The following is a 25874-nucleotide window of genomic DNA, read 5'->3' as shown; positions in this document are numbered from 1 at the left end:
CCAGGAGGGGAGCCCCCATGAACACCGAGGTCATCATCGTCGGCGCCGGACCCACCGGCCTGATGCTCGCCGGCGAACTGCGTCTCGGCGGCGTCCAGGTCACCGTGGTCGAGAAGCTGGCGCAGCCCACCGGTCAGTCCCGTGGTCTGGGTTTCACCGCCCGCACCATGGAGACCTTCGACCAGCGGGGCATTCTGCCCCTGTTCGGTCCCCTGGAGACCAGCCCGCTGGGCCACTTCGGCGGAGTCCAGTTCGACTACAGCGTGCTGGAGGACGGGCACTTCGGCGCCCGGGGCATCCCGCAGTCGCAGACCGAGGAGGTGCTGGAACGCTGGGCCACCGGCCTGGGGGCCGAGCTGCGTCGCAGCTGGGAGCTGCTGGACCTGGTCGACGAGGGGGACAGCGTCCGGGCCACCTTCAACACCCCGGAGGGTGAGCAGGAGCTGCGGGCGGCGTACCTGGTCGGCTGCGACGGCGGCCAGAGCCTGGTCCGCAAGCTGACCGGGATCGAGTTCCCCGGCACCTCGGCCACCCGGGGCATGTACCTGGCGGATGTGACCGGCTGCGGGCTCAAGCCCCGCTTCCTCGGTGAGAAGCTGGCCAACGGCATGGTGATGGCCGCACCGCTCGGACCGGGCGTGGACCGGATCATCGTCTGCGAGCACGGCACCCCGGCCGCGGACCGCTCCGAGGAGACCACCTTCGCCGAGGTCGCCGACGCCTGGCAGCGGATCACCGGTGAGTCGATCCATCACGGCAGCGCCGACTGGGTCAGTTCGTTCACCGACGCCACCCGGCAGGCCGCCGAGTACCGGCGCGGCCGGGTGCTGCTGGCCGGCGACGCCGCGCACATCCACCTGCCCGCCGGTGGGCAGGGGCTGAGCACCGGGGTGCTGGACGCGGTGAACCTGGGCTGGAAGCTGGCCGCCACCGTGCGCGGCTGGGCCCCGGAGGACCTGCTGGACACGTACCACGGGGAGCGGCACCCGGCCGGCGCACGGCTGCTGATGAACACCCGGGCCCAGGGCATGATCTTCCTTGGTGGCGAGGAGGCGGACCCGCTGCGGGAACTGTTCACCGAGCTGATCGCCAACGACGACACCAAGCGTCACCTGGCCGGCATCGTCAGCGGCCTGGACATCCGGTACGACCTCGGCGAGGGCGACCACAGCCTGCTCGGCCGCCGGGTCCCGCCCCGCAAGCTGGCCACCGACGGCGGCACGACGAGCATCCCCGAGCTGCTGCACTCCGGTCGGGGGGTGTTGCTGGACCTGACCGACGACCCCGGCATCCGGGCGGTCGCCGCAGGCTGGCCGGACCGGGTGACCACGGTGACCGCAGTCGAGAGCGACACCTCCTCGTTGGGTGCCTCCCCTCTGCTGATCCGCCCGGACGGGTACGTGGCCTGGGCCGGCAACGAACCGAAGGAGCTGGACGTGGCGCTGCGGCGTTGGTTCGGCAACCCGGCGGACGTCGAGTCGTGAGATGACCACGGCCGTCGCCGCCGGGGTCGAGGTCCGGCCGATCACCCTCGACGCTAACGGGATCAGCCTCTCCGCCCTGGTCGGCATCCCGCAACAGGCACCCCGCGGGACGATCCTGGCCCTGCACGGAGCGGGGATGAGCGCCGGGTACTTCCACGGGTCGGCCGACCCGGGCGCCTCCCTGCTGCGCCTCGGTGCGCAACTGGGGATGACCGTGCTGGCGGTCGACCGGCCCGGGTACCGGCTGTCGGCCGACCGGCTGCCGGAGGGTCAGTACCTGGCCGACCAGGCGAGCGCGGTGGCGGCGGCGATGCGGGATTTCGCCACCCGGCACCCGACCGGCGCGGGTGTGGTGGTGCTGGCCCACTCCTTCGGCGGGAAGGTGGCGCTCTCCCTGGCTGCCGGCGGCTCGGTGCCCGACCTGCTCGGGCTGGACATCTCCGGCTGCGGTCACCGGTACGCGGTGACCGACCCGGACCTGTCCGGGGTCGGTGCGGACCGGCCCCGGGTGACGAGTTGGGGCCCGCTGCGGCTGTATCCGCCGACCACCTTCCGGTCCAGCCGGGAGCTGGTGGCGCCGTTGCCGGCCCGGGAGGCCCACGAGGTCAGGCGCTGGCCGGAGATGTTCCGGCAACTCGCGCCGGGGGTCCGGGTGCCGGTGCGGTTCACCTTCGCCGAGTACGAGCCGTGGTGGCGGCATGACCTGGACACCCTCGCCGACCTGCGGTCCCGCCTGACGGCGGCACCCCAGGTCAGGACCGAACGGCAGTTGCACGCGGGCCACAACATCAGCCTCGGCTGGACGGCCCGCTCCTATCACCTGCGGGTCATCGGATTCGCCGAGGAACTGATCGCTGCGAAGGGGATATGAGGTGGACCGTCTCGCCGACGTGCAGGATCGTCTAGCCGAGCTGAAGGAGGTCAAGCAGCTCGTACACGCCGGCCCGGATCCGGCGGCGACCCAACGGCAGCACGACAAGGGCAAACTGACCGCCCGGGAGCGGATCGAACTGCTGCTGGACAAGGATTCCTTCGCCGAGGTGGAGCCGCTGCGTCGGCACCGGGCCAGCGGTTTCGGGCTGGAGCACCGCCGGCCGTACACCGATGGGGTGATCACCGGTTGGGGCACGGTGTACGGCCGGACGGTGTTCGTCTACGCCCACGACTTCCGCATCTTCGGCGGAGCGTTGGGCGAGGCGCACGCGCAGAAGATCCACAAGATCATGGACATGGCGATCGCCGCCGGGACCCCGCTGGTCTCCCTCAACGACGGCGCCGGGGCCCGGATCCAGGAGGGTGTGGTCGCCCTGGCCGGCTACGGCGGCATCTTCCAACGCAACACCCGGGCCTCCGGGGTCATCCCCCAGATCAGCGTGATGCTCGGCCCCTGCGCCGGAGGCGCGGCGTACTCACCCGCCCTCACCGACTTCGTGTTCATGGTGCGGGAGACCGCGCAGATGTTCATCACCGGTCCGGACGTGGTGGCCGCGGTGACCGGCGAGAAGGTCACCCAGAACGGTCTCGGTGGCGCGGACGTGCACGGCGAGGTGTCCGGGGTGGCGCACTTCGTGCACGACGACGAGCGGGCCTGCCTGGAGGACGTGCGTTTCCTGCTGTCCCTGCTGCCGCTGAACAACCGGGAGACACCCCCGGCCGAGGCGACCGACGACCCGGCGGACCGCCGCTGCGAGCGGCTGGTGGAGCTGGTGCCGGTCGACGGGGCCCGCCCGTACGACATGCGCAAGGTGATCGAGGAACTCAGCGACCACGGGCACTACCTGGAGGTGCACGAGAACTGGGCGACCAACGTGGTGGTGGCCCTGGGTCGGTTGGACGGGCATGTGGTCGGGTTCGTGGCGAACCAGCCGCAGGCCCTGGCCGGGGTGCTGGACATCCGGGCCAGCGAGAAGGCGGCCCGGTTCGTGCAGTTCTGCGACGCGTTCAACATCCCGCTGATCACCCTGTTGGACGTGCCCGGTTTCCTGCCCGGGGTCGACCAGGAACACGGCGGGATCATCCGGCACGGCGCCAAGCTGCTGTACGCGTACTGCAACGCGACCGTGCCGCGTATCTCGCTGGTGCTGCGCAAGGCGTACGGCGGGGCGTACATCGTGATGGACTCGCGCAGCGTCGGGGCGGACCTGTCGTACGCCTGGCCCTCGAACGAGATCGCGGTGATGGGGGCCGAGGGGGCGGCGAACATCATCTTCCGGCGGCAGATCGCCGCCGCTGAGGACCCGGACGCCACCTACGCCAAGCTGGTGAGTCAGTACAAAGAGGAACTGATGCACCCCTACTACGCGGCCGAGCGGGGCCTGATCGACGACGTGATCGACCCGGCGGAGACCCGGACGGTGCTGATCCGGGCCCTGCGGATGCTCCAGACGAAGCACGCGGAACTGCCGGCCCGCAAGCACGGCAACCCACCCCAGTAACACCGAGGAGGCATCGATGGACCCCCTCTACCGGATCGTCGCCGGTGAACTCGCGCCGGAGGAACTAGCCGCCCTGACCCTGGTGCTGATGGCCCGTACCGCCGCCGGCCGGCGCCTCGGGCAGGACCCGCACCATCCCGGCCGCCGCCAGCGCCGGACCCGGACCCGGTGGCGCCGGCTGGGCCCGGCCGGTGACTACCGCAGCCCGGTGAGCTGGCGCTAGCCGTACCCGACACCGTAGCGAAAGGCGAAACTTTGCGACGCTTGTTCACTTCCGAGTCGGTCACCGAAGGCCACCCGGACAAGATCGCCGACCAGATCAGCGACGGGATCCTCGACGCGTTGCTGGCGCAGGACCCGCGCAGCCGGGTGGCGGTGGAAACCCTGATCACCACCGGGCAGGTGCATGTCGCGGGCGAGGTCACCACCAAGGCGTACGCGGACATCCCGGCCATCGTCCGCCAGACCGTCCTGGACATCGGGTACGACTCCTCGAAGAAGGGCTTCGACGGCGCCTCCTGCGGCGTCAGCGTCTCCATCGGCGCCCAGTCGCCCGACATCGCCCAGGGAGTGGACAGCGCGATCGAGCAGCGCAGCGGCACGGCGGAGAGCGCCCTGGACGCGCAGGGCGCCGGTGACCAGGGCATGATGTTCGGCTTCGCCTGCTCGGAGACCCCGGAGCTGATGCCACTGCCGATCGCCCTGGCGCACCGGCTGGCCCGCCGGCTGACCGAGGTACGCAAGAACGGTGCCGTGCCGTACCTGCGCCCGGACGGCAAGACCCAGGTCACCGTCGAGTACGACGGACTGCGCCCGGTCCGGCTGGACACCGTCGTGGTGTCCAGCCAGCACGCCGGCGACATCTCGCTGGAGTCCCTGCTCACCCCGGACGTGCAGGCACAGGTGGTGGAGCCGGAGCTGGCCGCACTCGGACTGGCCACGGACGGGTACCGCCTACTGGTGAACCCGACCGGCCGCTTCGAGATCGGCGGGCCGATGGGTGACGCCGGCCTGACCGGGCGGAAAATCATCGTCGACACCTACGGCGGGTACGCCCGGCACGGCGGCGGCGCCTTCTCCGGCAAGGATCCGTCCAAGGTGGACCGATCGGCGGCCTACGCAACCCGTTGGGTGGCCAAGAACGTGGTGGCCGCCGGGCTGGCCGAGCGGTGCGAGGTGCAGGTCGCGTACGCCATCGGCCGGGCCCACCCGGTCAGCCTGTTCGTGGAGACCTTCGGCACCGAGAAGGTCGCCGTGGAGCGGATCGAGAAGGCCATCGACCAGGTCTTCGACCTCCGCCCGGCGGCGATCATCCGCGATCTGGACCTGCTCCGCCCGATCTACCGGCAGACCGCCGCCTACGGTCACTTCGGCCGGGACCTACCGGACCTGACCTGGGAACGCACCGACCGGGCCGACGACCTCCGATCCGCCGTCGAATAGACCTCGACCGTCCCCAGACAAGGCTCCTCGATCCGCACCCCGTCACCGCCCAAGCACCACAACTGCTCGCCCTGCCAGGTGTCATCGTCGTCGCCACCGTTCTACTGGCCTGGTCCCACCCTGGTCCACAGCGGAGAAAGCAAGAGGTCCGGGCTGCTTTCCGCAGCCCGGACCCCCTACCTCGGCAGGTCTCATCCTGACCCGAGGAGCAGAACCAGTCCCATGACCAGTACAGCCGCAGCCCGCCCCCAGGTCCGTACGGAAACCTGTTCCCGCTTGCCGAAGCACTGACATGTGGCCGGCCTGCCCATGACCAGCAGGTAGGTCTGCGCGGCGGTGAACGCCAGACCCAGCAGGACGCCCGCTACCGCGACCGCCACACCGGACACGGGCCCCAGTGCCGCGGCGGCGACCAGACCCTCCACGGCGACGATCGCCACAGCGGCCATCCCTGCCGCCCGCCCGACCAGGCCGAAGTCGGCAAGGCTCGCACGGAACGGCACGAACGCGCGGAGCTTCCCGACAACAGCTACGGCAAGAACCACGCCGAGGGCGTAGCGCACGACAATCATGCGACCACCAGCAACACGAACAGTGGAACGAAGAGAACCGCGAACACTTGTGTCAGCCGGGGCAGGTCGGTGTAGAAGGCGCTGTCCGCCTCGGCTTTCTCACGGGTGGCGGTGAAGGAGAGCATCATCACCGCCCGTGCCAGCGCAAAGCCGGCACCGGCCGCCAGCGCCTCGGGCCAGGAGGCCAGAAACACGATGGCAACCGCCATGATGTGCGGAAGGCCGGTAGGCGAGTACGTCCGCATACCCGTGCCCATCTCCATACCGAACTGCATCGGCCCCCAGAAGGGGATCGTCGTGACGAACTGCGGCACCAGGCGGGCATTCTGGATGAGCCGGAACGAGACGACACCGAATTCACGGAGCAGCAGCACAAAGGCTGCCACCGCGACGATGACCGAGGCGACCAGCGGCGTGAGTGGAGCCCGGATCAGTGATCCGGCCAGCACCAAGCCGAGCGCTGTGGCCACGGCACCCAAGAACAATCCGACAATGAAGCCGGTGATATCGGAACCCCGTCGGACCGACGAGGACAGCACCCAGGCGCTGTTCAGGCTTCAAACGGATCCCGACAACGAAAAGCCCGCTACCAGCGCCGCGACCATCCACGCGAAGCCACTGGGGCCGGCACCGAAGGTCCACGCCGCCAGCACGGCCGCCTCGGCCAGGATGATCAGCGCTAAGCCCGGTGCCAGCACACGCAGGGTTGCCGACTTCATCATTGTCAGATGGCTGTCCGGCAGATGGAGAACTGGTCGATCGGGCTGCTCCCGCACGATGCGGCGTACCGCCTGCCGTCAGAGCACTTCCGCCTCGTCGAGGTGGTAGAGCCGCCGGTCCACCGCCAGGCGTTCCGGCCGTCGCAGCTACTGGCCAGCGACGTGTAGTTGATGGAGTAGCAGGTTCCCGAGGCGCCGTCGTCCCGGTGCCAGGTGCTGGTGCAGTTGTCCGATCCGTAGTACGCACTGCTGGGTACACAGACAGTGCTTGCGTTCACAAAGCCCCTGCAGTCCGACCAGATGGTCTGGTACACCTTCGCCGACGCGCTCCGCGGTCGAGATCCTGGAAACAGGTCCAGGGCGGCCAGGGCTGTCGCCGTCACCGCACCGAACGCCATGCCGACGATCTTCCTGCGGCTCCACTGGCTGTCGCGGACCGCAACGAGGGACGGAAGAGCTCCCGGAGGGGCCTCCTCCGCGCTGGGGATCATGTCGAAGATGGGCGTCTCGCTGGGTGCACTCGGGGCGCTGGGTGCGCTCACTTCTGCATCTCCATTTCTTTCGCTGTTGCTCGTCCGACAAAATCGTCCAATGCCTCACCGGAGCCGATGGGCGTGGTGAAGGCGATGAGTCCTTGCTCGTCGACGACGAGAAGGGCAGGGGCATACGGCACCGGGACCGAGCGCCAGAGCTTCGGATCCTTGATCACCTTCACCCCGTCCGGGACCGGCTTGTTGAAGTGCGGGTCGTCGGAAAGTAGTGCGAAGGAGTGACCGGCGGGGAGCGTGGGCGCTAGCCTGCCGACCGCCAGGACCAGTTCGTCGCAGACCGGGCACTGCCTGTTGATCTTCAGGAGGAACGTGGTGCCGTTCAGGTCGAAGCCGGACAGGCTCTGCTGAGCCTGCTCCCCGCCGAAGCGGAGACCCACGCCGTTGTATACGGCCATTTCGAGGTCACGCAACCGTCGGTAGAGCCCCGCACAGGCGGCGAACAGCAGCACCACCACCAGTGCAAGCACGATGACGCCGGCGGTCAGCGGATCCACCTCACGCCCTCCAGTCCAGGCGGTGGATGGTGGTCAGGAAACTCGCCGCCGACTCTTCGGCCCGAACCCCGGCCGCCCGGACCGGAATGCCGGGCTGGGACGCACGGGGGACATCCCACGGGTTCAACGTCGCCACGGCGGTCTGCGTCGCCATCAGCAGCGGCGTGGCAGCACCCGCAGACTCCTGGGCGAGCCGCCAGATCTCGCCGGTCCGGCCCTGGAGGCCGCGCCAGGACGGAATGCGATTGGGGCTCGACGCCTTCGGCTCGACCTGCATGCTGCCGACACCCGCGATGTGCTGGGTGTAGGCCGTCAGTTGCAGCTCGAAGCGGCCAGCGGTGTCCGCCGTCAGCCCTTCCGGAGTGTCGGTGAACTTCACTCGGTTGAAGAACTCGGCGATGTCGGACGACTGCCAAGCAGGGGCGTAGAACATGGCGTGCGCCATGTGCCACGGGCCCATCCAGGCCGCCCATCGCGCGTCCGGGAGCTTGCTGGAGTCGTAGACGATCACTTCGCCACCGTTGAGCTTGAAGCGCTCACGCTCGCGTCCGCCCACCGCGAACACGCCGGACCCCAGGGAGGAGATGGGCGCCAACTCGAACGCCCACATCTCAGCTGTCGTCTCGCGGCCTCCGTACTTCGGCATGTACCGGATGTGCCCCAACCACGGGCTCAGCCGATTCTTGAAGGAGTCGTCGACCTCAAGCTCGACAAGAGAGCTGTCGATCGTACGGACGACTGTGGAATATGCCATAAGTCCTCCTTGCTCGCGCATTTCGCAAGGGGCGGAATCTGCCGGATATGGACACGCAAAGACTGCGCCCGTTCGCTATTGCGCGCGCGCCAAACGACCCGATTTAATGAGCCCCCGCGAAATCGCTGTTGATCTCTCCACGGTGGATCTTATATCAGCGAAACCCCATGTCAACCTCGAAGTCGGCACCCTGGACGCTTGCGTCCAAGTAGGACACGTTAGGTCGCTTCCGATGCCACGAACAGCATTGTCTGCCGAATGGCGAACAATCTAGTGCGTCATACCCATGCGTCGGTTAGCGCCCCAATTGTCGAGGCAACTCCAGCGTGCCGTCGACACAGCGACGGGCAGCCCGCCGGCGCTCGGCGACGTCGGTCGGCCGTCGGTGTCGATGCACCGCGCCGCCCAGAGCAGACCGGCCGACCCCGTCCAGGGTCCAGCACCTGGGTTACCCCACGCGCTGCTCACGCTGGCGGCAGTCCTCAACGGGCTGTTCTGGGCGGCGAGGTGCGTTGGCTGGCCCGGCGGAGGGGCCGACCGCGTTCCCGCTCGACACCTTCGATTACTGCGGCAGAATCCCTGCGGCCACTGCCTTCAGGTCCACAACCGGCAATTTCCCATTCCCGCCTACGACGATTACCACGCCGTCCGGGGTCGTGATCACCACCTGGTGGGCGGTAATCTCGGATCCCGCGAATTTGGTCAGCTTGGCCCGACCAGCCGGGACCTCATATTCATCGACTACCTCAGTGCCCTTAATTGCCCATCCGATCAACCATTCGGCGATCTTTGCCTGATCAACTTTGGCTGTCGTCCGCTCCGGGCGCAACACCGAGACGTCCAGCCAATTACTCCCATTGGGCAGAACATAGGTACGAAGCGTCGTCGCGGCGGTCGGATGTTCGGACGCCGGCACCGAGCCGTCGTTGTGCAACTGGTCCTTCGACACCGGGTAGCTAATGGACCCGTGCCCAGCAACATCGATCCGGAGCCCGTCAGGTACGAACGTGACGCGGTAACCATCCAGTGGCTCGTGGAGCGGATCCCCAGGCGCGGTCGTTGAGCCGGCCGCTATCGGGGCAGGCGGCGCGGCAGCAGGGGCGACGACATCGGCGGGCCGGGTCAGCGCGACCACGAACGTGGCGGCAACGGCTGTCGCAGCCACTGCGCCGCCCGCCGCTACGGTCCGTAGCACCCGTCGCCTGCGTACGCCTCGATGGACTCCGGTGATGAAGCCTTCGGTGACCGGAAGAGCGAAGTCCTCCTTGTCGAGGATGGTCAGTTCGTCGGCGTGGTTCTCGGCCACCAGAGTCACCCTTCTGCTGTCATGGTCATGCGGAGGCTGGACAAGCCTCGGGAAAGCTGTGAACGCACTGTCGCTGGAGTGCAGTCCAGTAGGCGACCGATCTCGTCGTCTGGCAGGTCGGCCAGATATCGCAGTGCGATAACCGCCCGCTGCTTCGGCGGCAGGCCCGCGAGGATCTGCCGGACGGCAGCTGCCGAATCCACTGCGGCCAGGGCAGTGTCCTCACCCGCGGTTTCCGGGATCTTGTCGGTCGGCGTCGGCCTACGACGTCGTCGCTCGTTCAGGAAGAGGTTGGTCATGGTGCGCTGGGCATAGCCGACGGGATTCCCGTCCGCGCGCAACCTCGGCCAGGCCAACCCGACGCGGATCAGGGTTTCCTGAGCGAGGTCTTCCGCAGCGCTCCGGTCCAGCGTCAGGATGTTGCCCAAGCGCAGGAGCCCGGGGGCGCTCTGTCGTACGAACGCATCGAACCCGGAGTCGTCCGGCGGGAATGGTGACACTTTCACACTATGACTACACGGCCCGGTCCCAAGATGTTGCACGATGGCTGACTCTTCGAACAGCGGCTGAGCCAAGACGGCTGGGCAGCGGCACCCGACGGCGACCGTTGGGATGATCCGGAGTGCGCGCCGGGCCGGGTTGGCACAAGAAAAAGGCCGCGACCTCTGCTCTCGCAGGTCGCGGCCTTTCCGTCTTGCGCGCCCGAAGGGACTCGAACCCCTAACCTTCTGATCCGTAGTCCGATGCCATTACGGAGAGTGAATAATGCGGCACCGCCCCCACCCCGTCCCAATCAGTCCGGCCGGGTCCCCGCAGGTCTGGGAATTAATTGAGATACGGCGATGGATGCCTAGGGGTCCATCGAGGTAGGAGATCCCGGCGGGTCCCGGCACGTCCGCATCAGTCCCCCGACGTCCGAGCACCCATGGAGCACCCAGGAGCAGCGCCGACCCGTGGCCGCCCGCCACACCCCACTACTCATAGTCAACGCCGACGCGCCGTCAGACACGTGTCTGGTTGACAAAGACGAGTAGTTGCCAGGCGGCCGTGTTTCTCCTGCGGCGCCCAAGTGATCGCCGAGGCAATGGATGGGCTGTACTGCCCGCGGACGACCGCCGACGCCGAGGTGGTGGCGCAGGCCCTGCGGCAGCAACTCGGCAGGGTTGTCGGTGGGCTGGCAGGGTGGCTCCGTGCCGCACACGAGCGGGGCGAGACCGACGATCCGGGAACTTTGATTGGTGACGTCGGTGGTGGTTGACAAGGGCGCGAACCTCGTAACAGCAGCGCCCGGAGCTCAACAGCCGGTGCCCTACCACTTTGGCCAGGGCCGGCGGGGCGACGCGCAGACCAGGCAGCCTGACCGGTCGATGCTGTTCGAACGCGACCGTGCCAACGCACTCGACACCAGCCTCGTCCGGCTCACCTCGCGGAGGAGGCCACCGAGGATGGCACTCTCGCCTACCTCACCTCCGCCCAGCCCAACGCGAACCAGCCGACACCCCGACAGCGGGTCACCCGCACGAGATCGGCGTCATCGGCCACGGCCCTGGCGGCGGTCTGCGCAATTGCCAACAAAGAGGACATGCCCCTAGCCGCCATCTTCGCTACCGGCGTGTCGCAGCGACATTGCGTCATCTTGGGTCTAGTTTTTTGCGCGGCACGAGCTTGATCGGGATGTTGCGCAAAATCGGTGATCACCGCTTGCGCTCGCGTCGCTTCTCAAATTGTTGGCGCTCCTGTGGAGCCTGTTCGAAGGCAGTGAAGTGACCGATAACGGCGACGAGCCGCGCTCGCTCGTGACCGTCCGTGCCATCAACACTACGGCTCTGCGGGCGGCGCGGGCGTGGAGCCTGCGTGAGAGCGAGCCTCATGCCTGGCGCGAGATTTCCCGCATGCACGGGGTGCTCCTGAGCTTCCTACCACCGGGCGAAGGCCCCGCAACCCCGGTCCAAATGATCGAGAACCTCCGGAGACCGATGCGGGACTGGGTGTCGTTGCCCTGGGACTCGTTGCCGGAGGAACTAGGTGCGTTTCCGATCCTCGGCGGCGACGACGAGCTGACAGGCGAGGCGGTGGAGTACGGGTCCGACTACACCGAGGCGTTGTTCGAGAACCACGAGGTGGACACCGGATGGATCCCGCGGTGGGCCACACAGACGTTCGAGAAGGTCGAGCGGTCGGTGTACACGGTGCTGGTCTCCGCAGGCCAAGAGGAGTACGTGGCGACCCGGCAGTTGCTCGTGGAGGTGCCCGCTGCCCCCCGGTCCGTCGTGCGGGACGAGATCAACGCGCGTGGTGCGTTGCGAACGGAGGCGTACGTTCCCCTCCCGCCAGACCAGCAGTTCACCAGCAGCGGCTCGGCGTGGTATGTACCGTGCCCCGAGTGTCGGTGGCCGATGCACGTGCGTGGCGCACTCCTGACCTGCCGCTACCCGCAGCATCCGGGCAGGTTCGAGGTCACGTTCTCCGACGCCCCGGGCACACTGCCGGTGGTGACCGGTCCCGTTCCGGCCGAGGCTCTCGACGCGGCGGAGGTCGTGTCGCTGCACCACGCGGTCTGGCGGTACATCACGATCCCGGGCACCACAGAGGTCGGGCTGATGCGGTGGCTGGCGAAGCACCGGGGGGTCGAGGTGGACCGGTGGCCGCACAAGGACCGCTGGGACATCACCGCGCGAGTCGGCGACACGGTCTTCGAGATCGATCTCAAGGATGTCCGTTATCCGTCGCAGCTCGCGGCGAAGCCCCCGCACGTTCGGTACGTCGTGGTTCCGGACTACCGGGCGTGGCAGATCGCCCAGCTGAAGCGGACCCTGCCCAGGGAGCGCTACACGCCGTGCACGGTCCGCACGCTCAAGGCATGGGTCAAGAAGGCACTCGGGGAGTCACGGTGAACACGAAGACACTGGCGCGTCTGAGCAATCGCAGGCTGGTCGCGTTGGGCGCGTTGGCGCTGGCCGCCCAGTTGTTCGACAACCGCTCGGAGGAGAGCTTCCGCTTCGCCGGCTCGGTACGCGACGCCCACTTCCTTCTGTCGGGCCATCTGCACCTGTGGCGGCAGTACCCAAAGCTGAGCACCGAGGATGTCCGCAGGATCAGCGGTCTGCTGTTGCACAGGCCCGGCCGCCTGGCGATTCTGCCGACGTTCCGCAACACGGTCACCGACCTGCTCACCGCCCGCACGAGGCCGGACGGCTTCGCGCTGCTCGGCCCGGACCTGTTCCTTGTCACGGAGGAGGCACGGCAGGAGCTCGGCGAACTGGTCGACCGGATCGTCCGGACTCTGGACTCGCGACGCGAGGAAGCCGACTCCCAGCGGGGCACGGAGACGGCGCGGGAGGGACACTTCCGCGTCGCGACCCAGATCCCGGATCCGACGAGGCCCGGCAACGGTGTCGTCCAGGCCCACTACGTCCTCGACCTCGTCGACACCCCGGCGGGAGCCCCGCTGCCGGACTTCGGCAAGCCCGCCGAGCTCGATGAGATCCCGGTGCCGATCGAAGAGCTCGAAACGATCGCCGACACCCTCGACAAGGCCTACACCCAGACCTACCGGCGGACCAGCCTCGACCGGTTGATGCAGCACCTGCGCACCGCGGACGGCCAGCCGCTGAGCGGCGGGGTTCTGGTCCTCACGGCCGGCGTGATCCAGGTCCTCAGCGCCTGTACGGGTTCGGGCAAGAGCGTCCTGGCGACGCTGCTGGCGCTGTGGGGTGTGAAGCGGGGCCGGGTCACCAGCATCGTGGTGCCCCGCAACGACAGCGTCATGTCCTTCACCGTTCGGCTACGGAAAGACCTCGCCACCCTCGGCTATGTCGGGAACGTCGTGCCCCTGATCTCGCCGAACAGCATGCAGAAGGAGGCGGAGAAGGGAGCCAGCAGCCACACCGAAGCCGGACGCGGCAAGGAGGCGGCCGAAGTCTTCGGCGAGTTCGCCTATGGGTGCCCCCTGCAGGCCAAGTCCACGAACACGCAGGACGTCGAGTTGTGGCAGCCCGGTGAAGAGCCGTGCACGAGCCTCCAGGGCACTGACCCCGAGACCGGCTCCGCCAGGCGGTACCGCTGCCCGTGGCACGGCCACTGCGGCAAGCACCGGCAGCAGACCGCCCTGGCCGACGCGAACATCATCGTGACCAGCCACATCAACCTGATGTCCGGCCGGATCCACATTCCGGTACTGGCGGACTCGCGGGTGCGCAACTCCATGACGGTGGAGGAGGCGATCCTCCACCTCAGCCACCTGGTGCTGATCGACGAGACCGACGCGTTCCAGGCGACCGGTTTCTCCAAAAGCGCCCACCACGTCGCCCTCGCCCGCTACGGCGGGCGCCGCCAGACCGCGCTGCAGGAACTCGACGAGCAGTTCCGCCTGCGCGAGGGCCAGCTCATGTACGAGTTGGAGCGCTACATCCATCCGAAGATCACCCAGGCGCGGTTCCTGTCAGAGAGCTACGTCAGCAACGCAGCCCACGGCCGGATCGCCCAGGGCGGGCCGCAGGACCGCAACCGGCAGCAGTTGAGCCGGCGCCGGCTGATCCTGCCCCGGCGTTGGGACGCGTGGTGCACCGGGCACCTGTGGCGCGTCCCGGAGGGGGAAACACCGGACCGGGAGCAGGTCGACACGTTCCGGGCGCTGTTCAACCCGCGGGCCGAGGCGTCGATCAGCAAGCAGGAACGCGTGCCCGAGATCCCCGACGTGGCCGACAGCCGGCGGAAGCTGGAGAACCTGCGGCAGGCCCTGCTGGCCGTCACGGTGCTGAAGGACGGCGAGGACCCGATCTTCGCCGGCGCGCACAAGGCAATCGCCGCCGCGCTCAGTCCGCTGCTGTCCGAGAAGACCACGACCGCGGCGGACCAGACGCTGCTGATCGACCTGATGGTCCGGCGCGCCTACCTGGAGCAGGTCCGCGCGCAGGTCGTGTACATGACCCGCTCCGGCACCTCGCTGCAGGCCTCGGGCATCACCGCCGCCAACGAACTCGTCGAGATGCTCGACGACAACAAGCAGTGGCGCTTCGCTCCGTACGGGCCGCTCGGCGAGCCGGTCTTCGGTTTCACCGCCGCCCACGACGTGGAGGACAAGTACCGCTCCGAGCTCGCCCTGACCTCGTTCACCGGCGACCCGCACGCCTACACAGCCATGCTCGGGGACACCACGGCGCTGTCCCTGTGCGGCACCCGACGCATCGTCGTCGGCCTGTCGGCGACCGCCCACATGCCGGGCGGCACCATGCACCACCTCATCGTGCCGCCCACCTGGTACGTGCCCGACGACATCACCGGCTCGCTCAGCCTGCGGTCGCTGATCCTCTATGACGACAAGAACGAGCCCGTCCGCATCTCCGGCAGCTCGGACATCCGGCGGGACATGGCGCACCAGACGATGGGCCGAGCCCTGTGGAGCCACATCACGCAGCACCTGAAGAAGCTAGCGAGCCGCCCCGCCACCGCGCACCGTGCGCGGATCCTGGTCGCCTGCACCTCGTACCTGGGCGCGGCGCAGCTGGCCGAGGGCATGGTGTCCGCGGGCGCCGACCCGGAGATGATCGCGGTGGCGGTCCGGGCCGAGGACGCCGCGATGCCCGAGCACTACCGCCGCAAGCCCCTCTGGGCCGAGATCCCCTCCGGGTCCCTGGAACGGTTCCCCGAACACCCGAGCGCCAAGGTCCTCATCGCACCCCTGGCCATCGCCGAGCGAGGCCTGAACATGGTCGACCACCAGGGCCGCTCGCTGGTCGGCCAGGTCGTCCTCGCCGTCCGCCCGATTCCGCTGATGGACGAGCCCGCTCAACTGCTCGCCCTGATCTCCAGCCAGGCGTACAGCACGTCGCAGCCCACCGACGACCCCGCCGGGATGCTCAAGTCCCTGGGCTGGACGTCCACCGGCGTGTACGAGGAGCTGTTCCGCACCCACCACTACTTCCAGTCCCTGCCCACCCGGGTCCGGCTGTCCATCGTCGCCGAGATGCTGATCGGCATCATCCAGCTAGGCGGCCGGGTCCGCCGCGGCGGCGACCAGGGGCTGCTGTACCTGGCCGACTACGCCTTCCATGACTCGACGACCAGCAGCGACCTGCCCCGCCTCATCAGGGACCTGCGCCAGCAGTGGCAGGAAGCCGGCCAGCTCGACCTGCTCAGCAGCATCTACGGCAACACACTCCGAGCGATCTTTGCATTCGCCGACGAAGGGCACACCCACTGATGGCCGCGCTGCGTCTCTACACCCTCGACTTTCCGATCTCCGCGCAGGAGATGGGGGACGTGCACATCCACACGTTCACCCCGGACTTCGCCAGGCTCTGGCAGGACCTGGCCCGCCGGTGGGACCGCAAGCAGGGATTCAAGACACCGCACGGGTCGTTGAGCGTCGCGCTCAGCGCCGTCACCGGACGCATGATCGTGTTCACCGTCCGGGCAGACGAGATCGCGGACAGCCCCCTGTCCGGGCGCAGCCTCATCGTCAGCGACGGCGCGCTGGATCCGAAACTCACCCGCCTGTGCTTCGACACCTGGCAGGAACGGCACTTCGGCCCCGGCGGCGAGCGCCTCAGCGCCTACATCGACTTCGCCAACGTTTCGGTCCGCCCCCTCAGCGAGGTGCTGGAACGCGACGAGGCCGGATACATCACCGGCCCTTGGTGGTGGAAGAAGGCCGTCGGATGGTCGGTCGCCCAGCGCCTGGCCCCCCACGAGGTCGCCGACAAGGCCCGACCTCACAAGAAGAAGATCAAGCTCACCCTGACCACCGGCGGAACGCTCGTAGCCTGGGACTACCCCTGGATCCGCGTCACCCACAAGGGCAAGAGCAACGAACGCCGCGGATACGCGATGGGATACGTGTCCATCCGGGGAGAAACCCGCCGCGGCAGCAAAGACCCCATCGTCCGTGTCGACTGCCATGTCACCCGCGTGGCCCCCTACTGGAACAACGTCAAGACGGTCCACCTCAAGCACCCGCAGTTCCCCACCCTGCTCCGCGTCCCCGTCAGGTCCCTTCCGCAACGCGACGCCAACGGCAAGGACATCAAGACCGACGACGGCGACCTCGTCTGGAAGACCACGTTCCGCGGCCACACCGCCCACATCGTCGAGGCATGCGACCTGCCCCCGATCACCCTCCCCGACAAGGCCGACGGGGACATCACCACCGTCCGGCCCGTCTTCCGCAACAAGGGCAAGCACATGATCGGCAAGGGCCCGGGAGCCTACTTCACCCTCCGCATGGCCCGACACATCCGACGAGTCCTCGATAAAGAGCCCCTCATCTACGAGGCCACCCGGTACAACATCCCCGGCAACAGCATCACCAGCGGCCCCATCCCAATCGGGAAACTCCCCGCAGGCCTCGCCGCGTCGGGTTGGAAGAGCCTGCGCATCGTCGTGCTCTACGCCCACGACAGCACACCCCGCCGCGTCATCAACTCCCTGCGCGCCGACTACGACGTGCCCATCCCACCCGACCTCGACCGCGGCGACGCCGTCTACGACGGCGCCGCGATCGACGTCGTCCCGGGCATCAGCGTCGTCATGTGCCAGGCCCCCGAGATCACCATGCACGGCACCCACAACCGGCTGCCGGTCATCCAACAGATCCCCAGCCTCAAACCCGCAGGCCCCGACGACCTCGTCGCCGTCCTCTGCGAGACAGAGTGGGGTGGCAGGAAGATTGCCAACGACGGCAAGAACCCGACCCGCAGGGACCTCGCCACGCAGCGGATCGTCAGCCAGTTCCTCGACGTCAAGGACATCCCGGACGACGAAGCAGCGGCCGACTACCCCACCACCGGCGCGCTGCGTGACCTTCTGAAGTCCTGCGGCATCACCGACAACCGCCTCCCGTACGCGGTCTGCGCCACCCCGGACGTCCGCAAGGAAGCACCCCTCACCGAACCGGTCACCCTCGTCGGCATCCACTTCCGACGCCACGTGTACAAGAAGATCCGCGGCAGGTCGGTCAAGCCACCGAAACTCGTCGCAACCCTCACCGCGATACACCTCGACGCCGACCCCGACTCAGCCCCCCGCATGGAGATGTTCGCGGCCGGCGAGTGGCTGCGCTACGCCGAAGGACTCACCGCGTTCCACGCCAACGAGATCGGCAACGAACACTGGGGACGCGACAGCGGCGGGGCCCAGGCAGTCCGCCACCACATCGAGGAGGCGATGAACCGCATCGTCCTACCTCCGGACACGAACCGCGTCATCATCACCCTGGACAAGGAGGAAGCGCAGAGCATCTACCCGGTCATCGGAGACAACCCGTCGGTCGCATCCCCCATCCCCGGTCGCCAACTGGCAGAGGACGGAATCGCCGTCACCATCGCCCGTGTCGCACTCGGAAGCCACGCCCCTCGCCCCGCCACGGCCTTCCGCGACGCCGACAACCTCGACACGATGCAACCCTCGTACCACAAGCGGGTCCTGTTCCTCAACGACCAGAACAGCGAGCCCGTCTGGCTTCTCACCCAGGACTCCCACCAGCACCAGGGCGCCCGGTCCCCCATGCGGATCGGCACCCAGAGGTCCCGCGAGGACTTCGACGAGATCGCGGCGAGCCGCATGAGCAAGGACATGCACGCGACAAGCCGGGTGGAGATCACCGTCCCCGAGCCGGGCGGTCTGCCCGCCGGCTCCGTGGCAGCCCTCATCGCCCGCCTCTGCGACCAAGCGCTGGTCTGGGACAGTCGGACCTCCCGCCCGGCACCGCTCCACCTCGGCCACACCGCCGACCGCGACCACCCCGACTACGGAGACCACGACCCCGGCGGAGAGGCCGACGACGACATCACCGAAGACAACTTCGACGAATAGGCGCCTCGCAGCCCCTGCCAACTCGTGGTCCCGGCGACGTCGCCACTACGCCGGCATCGCCTGACACCGGCTGCCCCGACCTGGTACAGCGACGGCGATCCCCAACCTTCACCGCCGCCGCTGCACCAGGTCCGCCGGGCCCGGCCGCGACCTCGGACGTCGGACGTCGGCCTGAGCATCCTTCTGCCTGCGTAAAACACGCCAGGTGCATCACCACTCGCGGTCCTCAAGCGATGCGAGGACCGATGCCACCGACCGGTTTCGCGACACCGGATCGGTGCCCTTGCTATGAGATCGGTCGCCGCACCCGAACCACGCGCTCTGCCGCGCGCTCGTCAACGCGGAGTGCCGGCGGGCCGCCGGCTTCGCCCCGGGCGCTGGACGGCCAGTGCCGGGGAGCACCCGATGGGGTTGGTCCGGATTGCACAGGAGCCGGCATGTCGGGCTGCCCTGGGGTTGTCCTACGTCGATGGCTAGGTCTACCGTGACGGCATCGTTGGGCAGGGCGGCTCCCCCGTGGCCACCCTGCCCAACCTATCCGTCCGGGATGCGCCAGGCGCCGGCCACTTCTCGAGAACACACGCAGACCACGCCACCCACACCTAGTTAGTACATTTGTTCTAAGTTCGCGGTATCGTCCTGGGGTGACCGTTCCTGACGCGCCCGATCCGGTGTCGTTGACTGACCGGCAGCGGCAGATCCTCGACGTGATCCGTGGCTGGGTGCAGCGGCACGGCTACCCGCCGACGGTGCGGGAGATCGGGGCGGCCGTCGGGCTCGGTTCTCCTTCGTCGGTGGCGCATCACCTGAAGACCCTCACTCACCACGGCCTGATCCGGCGGGCTCCTGGCGGGCCGCGAGCGGTCGACGCCCGCCCCATGCTCGGCCACGACCCGCCGGTGAAGTCGGAAGCCCCGCGCGGAACCGCCGTGCCTCTGTTGGGAGCCATCGCCGCCGGCACGCCGATCCTCGCCGAGGAACTGGTGGAGGAGATGCTGTCCCTGCCCGCCGAGCTGGTCGGCCGGGGCACGCTGTTCGCGCTGCGGGTACGAGGCGACTCCATGATCGAAGCGGACATCGCCGACGGCGACATCATCGTGGTCCGGCAGCAGGCGGTCGCCGACAACGGCGACCTCGTCGCCGCCATGCTCGACGGGGAAGCCACCGTCAAGCAGTACCGAACCCGCGACGGCCGCGTCGAACTCGTCCCCCGCAACCCGCGCTACCCGGTACTGCCCGGCGATCACGCGACGATCCTCGGCAAGGTCGTCTGCGTCCTGCACCGCCCGTGATCCCGACCATCACCGCGACCACCTATCGCCGGCAGGACGGGGCCCGCCTGAGGATACTGCTCAGCCAGGTCCGGGCACCACATCCTGATTCCGCAGTCGAGGTCGCCGCTGCGGATATCGTTCAGGGCGGCCATATACCCGACCTCGGTGGTATCGACGAGCAGCCTCAGGACCTCGGTCGGCGTGTCCTGGCAGCCGTATGCCGACCGCACGCAAGTGAGCCACTTCCTGCTCCGCGTTCAACCGGCCCCGAGTAAACCGTGCGTATGCTCGCTGCCGGCAGACACCACCAGTGCTACTCGGCGACGGCGGGTAGACGGGGAGGCTCGCCGCCGGTTTCGAGGAAGGCGGTCGCGATCTGGATGGCCGTGTCGGGCCGGATCCGTAGATGCTCGGCGGGGTACTCGGTGGGTACTCCGCCGAGGTCGAAGCTGAGTCCGGCGGTCGGGGTCACGACTGTCGGGTCGTTGAGGTATGCGCCGTCGTCGGCGATGTGCACGGCGAAGCTGTGGGTGGGGTGGCCCAGGCCGATCTGCAGGCCGGGTGGCAGTTCATCCGGGTCGTCGGTCGCTTGGCTGAAGATGGTGACCGCGACGGGCTCCCCGCCCTGGTGGATCTCGTGCAGTACAGCGCTCAGGGCGGCGGGGTCGCTCAGATCGACCTCATGGTTGTCGCGGTGGTCGCCCCGGTCGTATGCCCACGTCACCTTCATGCGATGGCCTTTCCGTTGCCGGTGTAGGTACGCCACAGACGTACCTGCCCGTCATCGTCGCGTACGTACACAGTCAGCTGCGCACCGGACGGCAGGAGCCGGGAGAGGATCCTCTCGCAGCCGTAGGGCTCGTAGTCGCACGGCGGGTTGTTGGTCAGCACGACCGCGTGCGTTGCCTGTTCGCGGCGCATCCGGGCGGCGAGCTTGGCCTCCAGGTGGTCGGTCGTGGTGGCGATGAGCTTGTAGGCCGGTTTGAGGTCCACGGCGGCGGCGGGATCGCGGCCCGACTTCATGGGCACTCGTTCGCCGTTGATCAGCGCCACACCGGACGTGGGGTCTTTCGCTCGCCGTCCGGGCAGGTCGCGGGCGGCCTCCGTCAACCAGCCGGGCAACCGATCCGTTTCGGCCTGCACCTGGGTTGGGCCCGCGGAGGTGTCGCTCGTGCCGGGCGGTCGGCTGACGCCGCCGCCCGTGGTCAGTTTCCCAGGTCACCGACCTGTCGGGCCTGCGCGAGTGCCGCATCGACGTGATGGCGTGCCTCGCCTCCTCGGGCCCTGACCGCCGCAAGTCCCTGTCCGACCTGCTGCAGGCGGGCCAGTGTCGGTCCGGGTTGCCCACCCTGCAGCGCCGCGGCGACGAGTCGCCGTGCTTCCTCGATGCCCGCTGCCGCCGTCTCGACCGCCCCGTCGGCAGCGGCGAGGGCGGCGACCAGCGGCGTGAGCGCGGTGATGGCTTCTTGGGGCGACGGCTGTTGCGGTACCGCGGACACTGAGCGCGACGCCTCGCCCAGGATCCCGCCGATCGTGCTCAGCCGTGCGCGGACCTGCCCCACCTGCTCGCGTACGCGAGTCAGCCCCACCGCGATGCCCGCGAAGCCCGCCCCGACGGCCCGTGCCGCGATCTGCTCGACGGCGTGGTCGACCGCGGCAGCACCCTGCTGCGCGGTCGCCACGCCTTCGGCCATCGTCTGCAGGTCATCACGGATGCTGTCGGTCAACGACATGGTCCCGCCCCTTCACCCTGTCGGCTTCTGCACCTTGATGAGCCCTGGCACTCTAGAGATCGAAGTCGATAGAAACAACCCGCCCCCGGAAGGCGCAGTATCAGCTGCGAGTGGATCGTGACCTGTGGCTGCGGCAGCTTGCGAACGTGCAGCGCGCCACCATCCTGATCCCGCTGGCCCGCACCGCTACCGCGTTGCGTTCATCGATCTCTACTGGCATCCGCTCTCTCCAACCGGCAGAGGGGCGCGGACAACTCCGCGCCCACCTGTTCCGACGTCGCGCCCCTTCTAACGAGCCTCCGCGCCGATCGCGGCCTACCTCGGCACCGGGAATCCGGCCTGGCGAGTCGCGGCAGGCGCTGCACCACCGTGAAAGATCCACGACCTGCTGCCACCGACAGGCGTCAAACCAATAAACAATCATGAATGTAGGGCTTTACATCAGCCTGCTTACGCCATCAGTATGAGCAGGTACGAGCAGGGTTCCGTAAGCAATTCACTTTCAGAGCTCAGGGGGTGGATCCATTGATCAATGGATTCCGAAAGAGCATGGCAGCGGGTATCCTGACGACATGTGCCCTATCGACCATGACAATCATGGGTCCGGCGCCCGCTTTCGCGGTTGGCGGCGACTGCACCGCGAAGAAGGAGACGAGCGGGCTGAACAACCGGGGCGGCGCACTCTGCACGTCATTGCAGGCCGATTCGAGGGCTCGGCCCAAGCTCATCCGGGACCTGGGGCCGGACTACTACGGTGACTACTTCACGGCGCTCAATGTGTGGAGGTACACCGACTGGTATACCTGCTACTCCGGATGCAGCGGGGCGTATGAGATCACGCACGTCTGACTCATGGCAGGATCACGTGATGGGCCCCGCACCTTCGGCCCATCACGTGGGTCCGCCAGGAGCGTCATGATCACGCTTGAGCAGGTGACCGTCAAGTATTCGGAAGTCACACCGCTCGATGGCCTCGACCTCACCCTGGCGCCCGGTACGACTGGGGTCATGGGTCCGAGCGGCAGCGGCAAGAGCACCCTGTTGCGCCTCATCGCTGGAATACAAGCGCCCACATCCGGCGTGGTCAGCATCGACGGCACCGCCGTGGTCACGGCGTCGTGGCGTTCGGCGGGCGATGCCCGAGTGTCCTTCATTCACCAGGATTACCGTCTGGTGCCTTTTCTGACGGTCGAGCAGAACATGTTGCTGGCCGCTGAGCTGAGGGGCGTCAGCCGTTCGCGGGCGGACGTCGGCTCGATGCTCGGCCGTGTTGCGCTGCCTTTGTCGATGCGAGACCGCCTGCCGGCGAAGTTGTCGGGCGGGCAGCAACAGCGGGTGGCGATCGCGCGTGCCCTGATGGCGGGGACCTCGGTCATCCTCGCGGATGAGCCGACCGGGGCGTTGGACGTGGACAATACCGAGCGGGTCACGGACATCCTTGTCGATCTCGGACATCGGGAACGACTGGTGGTCGTGGTCGCTACCCACGACCCGGACGTTGCGCGGCGGCTGGACCGTCGCTTCGAGCTGTCCCGGGGCAAGCTGGTGCAGTTGGCATGAGCTCTCGCGTCGGTGGCACGGCGCTGACCGTGGCCTTCATGCGCCACCGCGTGGCGCAGGTGGTTGTGCTCACGCTGCTGGGCTTCATGCTGGGCGGCACCGTCGTCGGCCTGGCCGTGGCGCGCAGCAGCGCCGAGCGGGCGATCCAGGACTCGGTTCGCGCCGACATCGGGGGAAGTCGCTACGCGCTCCAGACCGGTGATCCCGCTGCGAGCAGAGCCATTTCGATCGTTCCGGACGCCATGCCGGTGCAGGATCAGATGGGTGACGTGCTCGCGGGTGACCTCTCCGCACCCGTACTGGTTCGCGACTACACCAAGTCGTCGTTGGAGTTGGGGATCGTCACTCGGGGCCTCCGGCCCCGAGTTGCGGGCGAGCTTCTGCTGTCGGAGTCGACCGCGCAGGCCCTGGGCATCGCGATCGGCGACACCGTCCGGGTACGGACTGGGAATGGCCAGCGGCCGGGGCGGGTCGTGGGTCTGTCAGTGGACCCGGCCAACCGGACGACGAGCACGTTGGTGCAGCTCGTGGCGGAGTCGGCGGAGTTCCGGCCCACCATCTGGTTGAGTGACACGGACTTCTACACCGTGGCGGCGCTGCGGCCCGTCCTCGATCAGCGCAGGGCGACCTACCAGTCCGTTGACACCGTTCTCGAGGCATCCGCGGGAAACCGGCCCCAGTTCCTCAGCGCCATGCGGTTCGTCCCGGCCGGCTGTGGCCTTCTGATGGGCATCCTGCTCGTCGCGGCGGGTGTGGTGCTGTCCCGTCGGTGGCGGCTCGACGCCGACGCGCTGATCGCAGTGGGGATGCCGCCCGCCCTGGCATGGCGGAGGTTGCTGTCGGTCGTCTGCGGGACGGTGCTGGCCGGCGAGGTCCTCGGCGGCTGCGCCGCGTCCGCGGTCCTGTTCCTCTCGCGCGACCCGGTGTCCGCGTGGGTCGGGCAGCAATGGGTGGGGATCGCGATCCCGTGGCAGGAGCCCGTGGCCCTTCTGGGTCTGACCATCCTGTTGGCGCTGTCGGCCGTGCCGTTGACGCGCCTCGTCACGCGGTGGGCGCAACGCCGTCCCCCGCGGCCCTCGCAGGGTCGCTGGGCGACCCTGGCGGGAGCGCTGGGCGTGGGTCTTGGTCTTGCCACACTTGTGGTCCTGACGCGGGTGTCCCTGGGGTCGCACGGAGGCCGCGTGGCTGCGCTTGTGCCGTTGGCGGCCGGTGTCGTCGCGTTCGCACTGCCGTCGGTCGTCGCACCGATCCTCTGCTGGGGCCTGCCCGCGGCTACCAGAACGCTCATGCGGCACCTGCATGCGGGGCTGCGGCCGGTCGCTGCCACCGGCGCGGTCGTCATCGTGCTCAGCGGATACTGGTCGGCGCAGAACACCTACGACGCCAACGTCGGCGAAGCCCTGTCGAGTCCGCTCGAACCGGCCGGTTCCTTCGTCGTCAGCGAGATGCCTGACAGCGCGATCCAGGCGTTGGAGGCGTTCTACCGATCGCACGGTGGGCGGCAAATCGTTCGATACGCGATCCCCGACGAGTCCAAAGCCCAGCTGCGGGTGACAGCGCCGAAGGTCCTTGCGTGCATGTCCAGCCAACGCACTCTCAATCCCAGCGAGGTGACGGACTGCTTCCCCCGGGAGTCGGCGGCGCCGCTCAACCGGGTCATGCTCGGCGAACCGGGATCGGCACCACGAGCCGATCCACACTTGCTGGACAACGGGAAAGTCGGGCTGCTGATGTTCGCCAGCGGGGACGGGACGGCAACTTCCCTCGCCGACACCCGGGCGGAAGCCGACCCGCTGCTCGGCGGCAACTTGCCCGGCCTGGTGGTCGCCCCGGATAGCGCCGTGGCTAAGAGGTTCGGGCTCATCGCGAACGGCACCAGCGAGGTGCTTCTCCCGGACTTCGCCCGATTGTCGCCGCGCGAGCAGTTCCTCGTCCGAGCGGCGGCTATCCGTCTCGCTCCAAGCGCGCAGATGGCCAGCGGAACCGACCCGACGGCCTACGACCGGCTGCGTTCTGTCGCCAACACCGCCAGTTTCCTGGGCGCGACCACGGCCATGTTGATCCTGCTACTGGGCGGCGTCGCGTTGGTCGTCGCGCACACGTTAACCAGGCGCACGCTCGTCGACATTGGCGCGGCACCCGGCCGGAGGTGGGAAATCGTTGCTCGGTGGACAGCCGTCCCCTTGACGACCGCGGTGCTGGCCATCTCGCTGGCCATCTTCACTGCGTCCGCCGGGGGGCAGCGCACGGAAGCGTCGTACGGGAGTCTGTGGTTCCTGCCGGGCCTCCTCGGTGCCGCCGCTTCCCTGATCGTCGGGGCGGCGTTCCTACGCCCACCGCCAACGGCGGACGAGTAGACGCGAGGTATGGCGGCGCTACGGTACCCGCTGGCTCGCCCGACCAGGGGAACTCGATCCACAGGTCGCTGCGGCACCCGACGTAGTCACAGTCAACCGTCAAGTGCGGCTTCTCGTACAGCACCGTGCACCGGGCTGCACGGAGCAGCCAGTCACCGACAACTCTTAAACTACAGACAGTATCGATCGCACATGCCTGCGTAATCATCAGCGATCGCCTCGCCCTTCAGGCGAAGGCCGGGGCGCGCCAACAGACGCAGCAAGGCTCACCAACTACACTCACCGCAATTCCCTATTCACTCTTAGAGCGTGTCTCAGGTGGTGAGTTTGAGGTAGCGCTTGTGGCAGGTCAGGGCGGCGGCGAGGGTGACGAATGCGCAG

General features: G+C 68.2%; 24 protein-coding genes. 14 read left to right on the top strand and 10 right to left on the bottom strand.

What is annotated here, in order from left to right; translation table 11 throughout:
- Positions 1–17: 17 nt before the first annotated feature.
- The 5 genes from ACLQ2T_RS14730 to metK are packed head-to-tail and all read left to right on the top strand — an operon-like array spanning position 18 to position 5362.
- Positions 18–1484: an FAD-dependent monooxygenase gene (locus ACLQ2T_RS14730; RefSeq protein ID WP_425766671.1), complete on the top strand. Its 1467-nt coding sequence runs from the start codon at positions 18–20 to the stop codon at positions 1482–1484.
- Position 1485: 1 nt separating this feature from the next.
- A complete protein-coding gene (locus ACLQ2T_RS14725; RefSeq protein WP_425766670.1) occupies positions 1486–2355 on the top strand; it encodes an alpha/beta hydrolase in 870 nt (289 codons plus the stop codon).
- A 1-nt stretch (position 2356) separates the two neighbouring features.
- On the top strand, positions 2357–3919 hold the full coding sequence (locus tag ACLQ2T_RS14720) for an acyl-CoA carboxylase subunit beta (protein ID WP_425766669.1): 1563 nt from the start codon (positions 2357–2359) through the stop codon (positions 3917–3919).
- 16 nt (positions 3920–3935) lie between these two features.
- Positions 3936–4142: an acyl-CoA carboxylase subunit epsilon gene (locus ACLQ2T_RS14715; protein WP_425766668.1), complete on the top strand. Its 207-nt coding sequence runs from the start codon at positions 3936–3938 to the stop codon at positions 4140–4142.
- A 32-nt stretch (positions 4143–4174) separates the two neighbouring features.
- Positions 4175–5362 (top strand): methionine adenosyltransferase, encoded by a 1188-nt coding sequence (metK, locus tag ACLQ2T_RS14710; RefSeq protein WP_425766667.1) that lies wholly within the window; start codon positions 4175–4177, stop codon positions 5360–5362.
- 191 nt (positions 5363–5553) lie between these two features.
- Here metK and ACLQ2T_RS14705 read toward each other — a convergent pair whose 3' ends face one another.
- The 3 genes from ACLQ2T_RS14705 to ACLQ2T_RS14695 are packed head-to-tail and all read right to left on the bottom strand — an operon-like array spanning position 5554 to position 6656.
- The gene (locus ACLQ2T_RS14705) at positions 5554–5934 is read right to left on the bottom strand and encodes a MauE/DoxX family redox-associated membrane protein (RefSeq protein WP_425766665.1); all 381 of its coding nucleotides are present in this window, start codon (positions 5932–5934) and stop codon (positions 5554–5556) included.
- On the bottom strand, positions 5931–6473 hold the full coding sequence (locus tag ACLQ2T_RS14700) for a hypothetical protein (RefSeq protein ID WP_425766664.1): 543 nt from the start codon (positions 6471–6473) through the stop codon (positions 5931–5933). The genes ACLQ2T_RS14705 and ACLQ2T_RS14700 overlap by 4 nt, the downstream gene beginning before the upstream one ends.
- Before the next feature lie 18 nt (positions 6474–6491).
- Entirely contained in the window at positions 6492–6656 is a 165-nt protein-coding gene (locus ACLQ2T_RS14695; protein ID WP_425766663.1) for a hypothetical protein, read from the bottom strand.
- A 6-nt stretch (positions 6657–6662) separates the two neighbouring features.
- Between ACLQ2T_RS14695 and ACLQ2T_RS14690 the strand changes: the two genes are divergently transcribed.
- Positions 6663–6821, top strand: a complete 159-nt coding sequence (locus ACLQ2T_RS14690; RefSeq protein ID WP_425766662.1) for a hypothetical protein — start codon at positions 6663–6665, stop codon at positions 6819–6821.
- Between the two features lie 370 nt (positions 6822–7191).
- Here ACLQ2T_RS14690 and ACLQ2T_RS14685 read toward each other — a convergent pair whose 3' ends face one another.
- The 4 genes from ACLQ2T_RS14685 to ACLQ2T_RS14670 all read right to left on the bottom strand — a co-directional run bounded on the left by ACLQ2T_RS14685 (position 7192) and on the right by ACLQ2T_RS14670 (position 10264).
- Positions 7192–7698 carry a hypothetical protein gene (locus ACLQ2T_RS14685; RefSeq protein ID WP_425766661.1) on the bottom strand — a complete coding sequence of 169 codons (507 nt, stop codon included), beginning with the start codon at positions 7696–7698 and terminating at the stop codon, positions 7192–7194.
- A gap of 1 nt (position 7699) precedes the next feature.
- The gene (locus ACLQ2T_RS14680; RefSeq protein ID WP_425766660.1) at positions 7700–8473 is read right to left on the bottom strand and encodes a hypothetical protein; all 774 of its coding nucleotides are present in this window, start codon (positions 8471–8473) and stop codon (positions 7700–7702) included.
- Positions 8474–9014: 541 nt separating this feature from the next.
- On the bottom strand, positions 9015–9767 hold the full coding sequence (locus ACLQ2T_RS14675; RefSeq protein ID WP_425766659.1) for a hypothetical protein: 753 nt from the start codon (positions 9765–9767) through the stop codon (positions 9015–9017).
- Positions 9764–10264 carry a SigE family RNA polymerase sigma factor gene (locus ACLQ2T_RS14670; protein WP_425766658.1) on the bottom strand — a complete coding sequence of 167 codons (501 nt, stop codon included), beginning with the start codon at positions 10262–10264 and terminating at the stop codon, positions 9764–9766. The genes ACLQ2T_RS14675 and ACLQ2T_RS14670 overlap by 4 nt, the downstream gene beginning before the upstream one ends.
- A 563-nt stretch (positions 10265–10827) precedes the next feature.
- Here ACLQ2T_RS14670 and ACLQ2T_RS14665 point away from each other — a divergent pair.
- From ACLQ2T_RS14665 to lexA, 5 genes are all read left to right on the top strand, one after another.
- Positions 10828–11016: a hypothetical protein gene (locus ACLQ2T_RS14665; protein WP_425766657.1), complete on the top strand. Its 189-nt coding sequence runs from the start codon at positions 10828–10830 to the stop codon at positions 11014–11016.
- A 469-nt stretch (positions 11017–11485) separates the two neighbouring features.
- A complete protein-coding gene (locus ACLQ2T_RS14660) occupies positions 11486–12652 on the top strand; it encodes a hypothetical protein (protein ID WP_425766656.1) in 1167 nt (388 codons plus the stop codon).
- On the top strand, positions 12649–15960 hold the full coding sequence (locus ACLQ2T_RS14655; protein WP_425766655.1) for a hypothetical protein: 3312 nt from the start codon (positions 12649–12651) through the stop codon (positions 15958–15960). Before ACLQ2T_RS14660 ends, ACLQ2T_RS14655 begins: the two co-directional genes overlap by 4 nt.
- Positions 15960–18569, top strand: coding sequence for an RNaseH domain-containing protein (locus tag ACLQ2T_RS14650; protein WP_425766654.1), 2610 nt, complete (start codon positions 15960–15962; stop codon positions 18567–18569). The genes ACLQ2T_RS14655 and ACLQ2T_RS14650 overlap by 1 nt, the downstream gene beginning before the upstream one ends.
- 644 nt (positions 18570–19213) lie before the next feature.
- A complete protein-coding gene (gene lexA, locus ACLQ2T_RS14645; protein WP_425766653.1) occupies positions 19214–19861 on the top strand; it encodes a transcriptional repressor LexA in 648 nt (215 codons plus the stop codon).
- 295 nt (positions 19862–20156) lie between these two features.
- Here the strand turns inward: lexA and ACLQ2T_RS14640 are convergent, their stop codons facing one another.
- The 3 genes from ACLQ2T_RS14640 to ACLQ2T_RS14630 form a co-directional block, all read right to left on the bottom strand.
- Positions 20157–20573 carry an Imm1 family immunity protein gene (locus ACLQ2T_RS14640; protein ID WP_425766652.1) on the bottom strand — a complete coding sequence of 139 codons (417 nt, stop codon included), beginning with the start codon at positions 20571–20573 and terminating at the stop codon, positions 20157–20159.
- Entirely contained in the window at positions 20570–20866 is a 297-nt protein-coding gene (locus ACLQ2T_RS14635) for a DddA-like double-stranded DNA deaminase toxin (RefSeq protein ID WP_425766651.1), read from the bottom strand. Before ACLQ2T_RS14635 ends, ACLQ2T_RS14640 begins: the two co-directional genes overlap by 4 nt.
- A 182-nt stretch (positions 20867–21048) precedes the next feature.
- Positions 21049–21576, bottom strand: a complete 528-nt coding sequence (locus tag ACLQ2T_RS14630; protein WP_425766650.1) for a DUF6244 family protein — start codon at positions 21574–21576, stop codon at positions 21049–21051.
- A 588-nt stretch (positions 21577–22164) separates the two neighbouring features.
- On the opposite strand from ACLQ2T_RS14630, the gene ACLQ2T_RS14625 reads away from it, so the two are divergent.
- The 3 genes from ACLQ2T_RS14625 to ACLQ2T_RS14615 all read left to right on the top strand — a co-directional run bounded on the left by ACLQ2T_RS14625 (position 22165) and on the right by ACLQ2T_RS14615 (position 25493).
- Positions 22165–22425, top strand: a complete 261-nt coding sequence (locus ACLQ2T_RS14625; RefSeq protein WP_425766649.1) for a hypothetical protein — start codon at positions 22165–22167, stop codon at positions 22423–22425.
- 66 nt (positions 22426–22491) lie between these two features.
- Positions 22492–23136: an ABC transporter ATP-binding protein gene (locus ACLQ2T_RS14620; protein ID WP_425766648.1), complete on the top strand. Its 645-nt coding sequence runs from the start codon at positions 22492–22494 to the stop codon at positions 23134–23136.
- Positions 23133–25493, top strand: a complete 2361-nt coding sequence (locus ACLQ2T_RS14615; protein WP_425766647.1) for a hypothetical protein — start codon at positions 23133–23135, stop codon at positions 25491–25493. Before ACLQ2T_RS14620 ends, ACLQ2T_RS14615 begins: the two co-directional genes overlap by 4 nt.
- The last annotated feature ends 381 nt before the right edge of the window (positions 25494–25874 follow it).

The organism is Micromonospora sp. DT229 (assembly GCF_049844505.1).
Lineage (GTDB): Bacteria > Actinomycetota > Actinomycetes > Mycobacteriales > Micromonosporaceae > Micromonospora.
This window is presented reverse-complemented; position numbering and strand designations above follow the sequence as displayed.

Coding starts and splice junctions, on each gene's coding strand:
- ACLQ2T_RS14730 (WP_425766671.1), top strand. CDS start 18: ATGAACACCGAGGTCATCATCGTCGGCGCCGGACCCACCGGCCTGATG.
- ACLQ2T_RS14725 (WP_425766670.1), top strand. CDS start 1,486: ATGACCACGGCCGTCGCCGCCGGGGTCGAGGTCCGGCCGATCACCCTC.
- ACLQ2T_RS14715 (WP_425766668.1), top strand. CDS start 3,936: ATGGACCCCCTCTACCGGATCGTCGCCGGTGAACTCGCGCCGGAGGAA.
- ACLQ2T_RS14705 (WP_425766665.1), bottom strand. CDS start 5,934: ATGATTGTCGTGCGCTACGCCCTCGGCGTGGTTCTTGCCGTAGCTGTT.
- ACLQ2T_RS14695 (WP_425766663.1), bottom strand. CDS start 6,656: ATGATGAAGTCGGCAACCCTGCGTGTGCTGGCACCGGGCTTAGCGCTG.
- ACLQ2T_RS14690 (WP_425766662.1), top strand. CDS start 6,663: ATGGCTGTCCGGCAGATGGAGAACTGGTCGATCGGGCTGCTCCCGCAC.
- ACLQ2T_RS14680 (WP_425766660.1), bottom strand. CDS start 8,473: ATGCGCGAGCAAGGAGGACTTATGGCATATTCCACAGTCGTCCGTACG.
- ACLQ2T_RS14650 (WP_425766654.1), top strand. CDS start 15,960: ATGGCCGCGCTGCGTCTCTACACCCTCGACTTTCCGATCTCCGCGCAG.
- ACLQ2T_RS14640 (WP_425766652.1), bottom strand. CDS start 20,573: ATGAAGGTGACGTGGGCATACGACCGGGGCGACCACCGCGACAACCAT.
- ACLQ2T_RS14635 (WP_425766651.1), bottom strand. CDS start 20,866: ATGAAGTCGGGCCGCGATCCCGCCGCCGCCGTGGACCTCAAACCGGCC.
- ACLQ2T_RS14630 (WP_425766650.1), bottom strand. CDS start 21,576: ATGTCGTTGACCGACAGCATCCGTGATGACCTGCAGACGATGGCCGAA.
- ACLQ2T_RS14625 (WP_425766649.1), top strand. CDS start 22,165: ATGACAATCATGGGTCCGGCGCCCGCTTTCGCGGTTGGCGGCGACTGC.
- ACLQ2T_RS14620 (WP_425766648.1), top strand. CDS start 22,492: ATGATCACGCTTGAGCAGGTGACCGTCAAGTATTCGGAAGTCACACCG.
- ACLQ2T_RS14615 (WP_425766647.1), top strand. CDS start 23,133: ATGAGCTCTCGCGTCGGTGGCACGGCGCTGACCGTGGCCTTCATGCGC.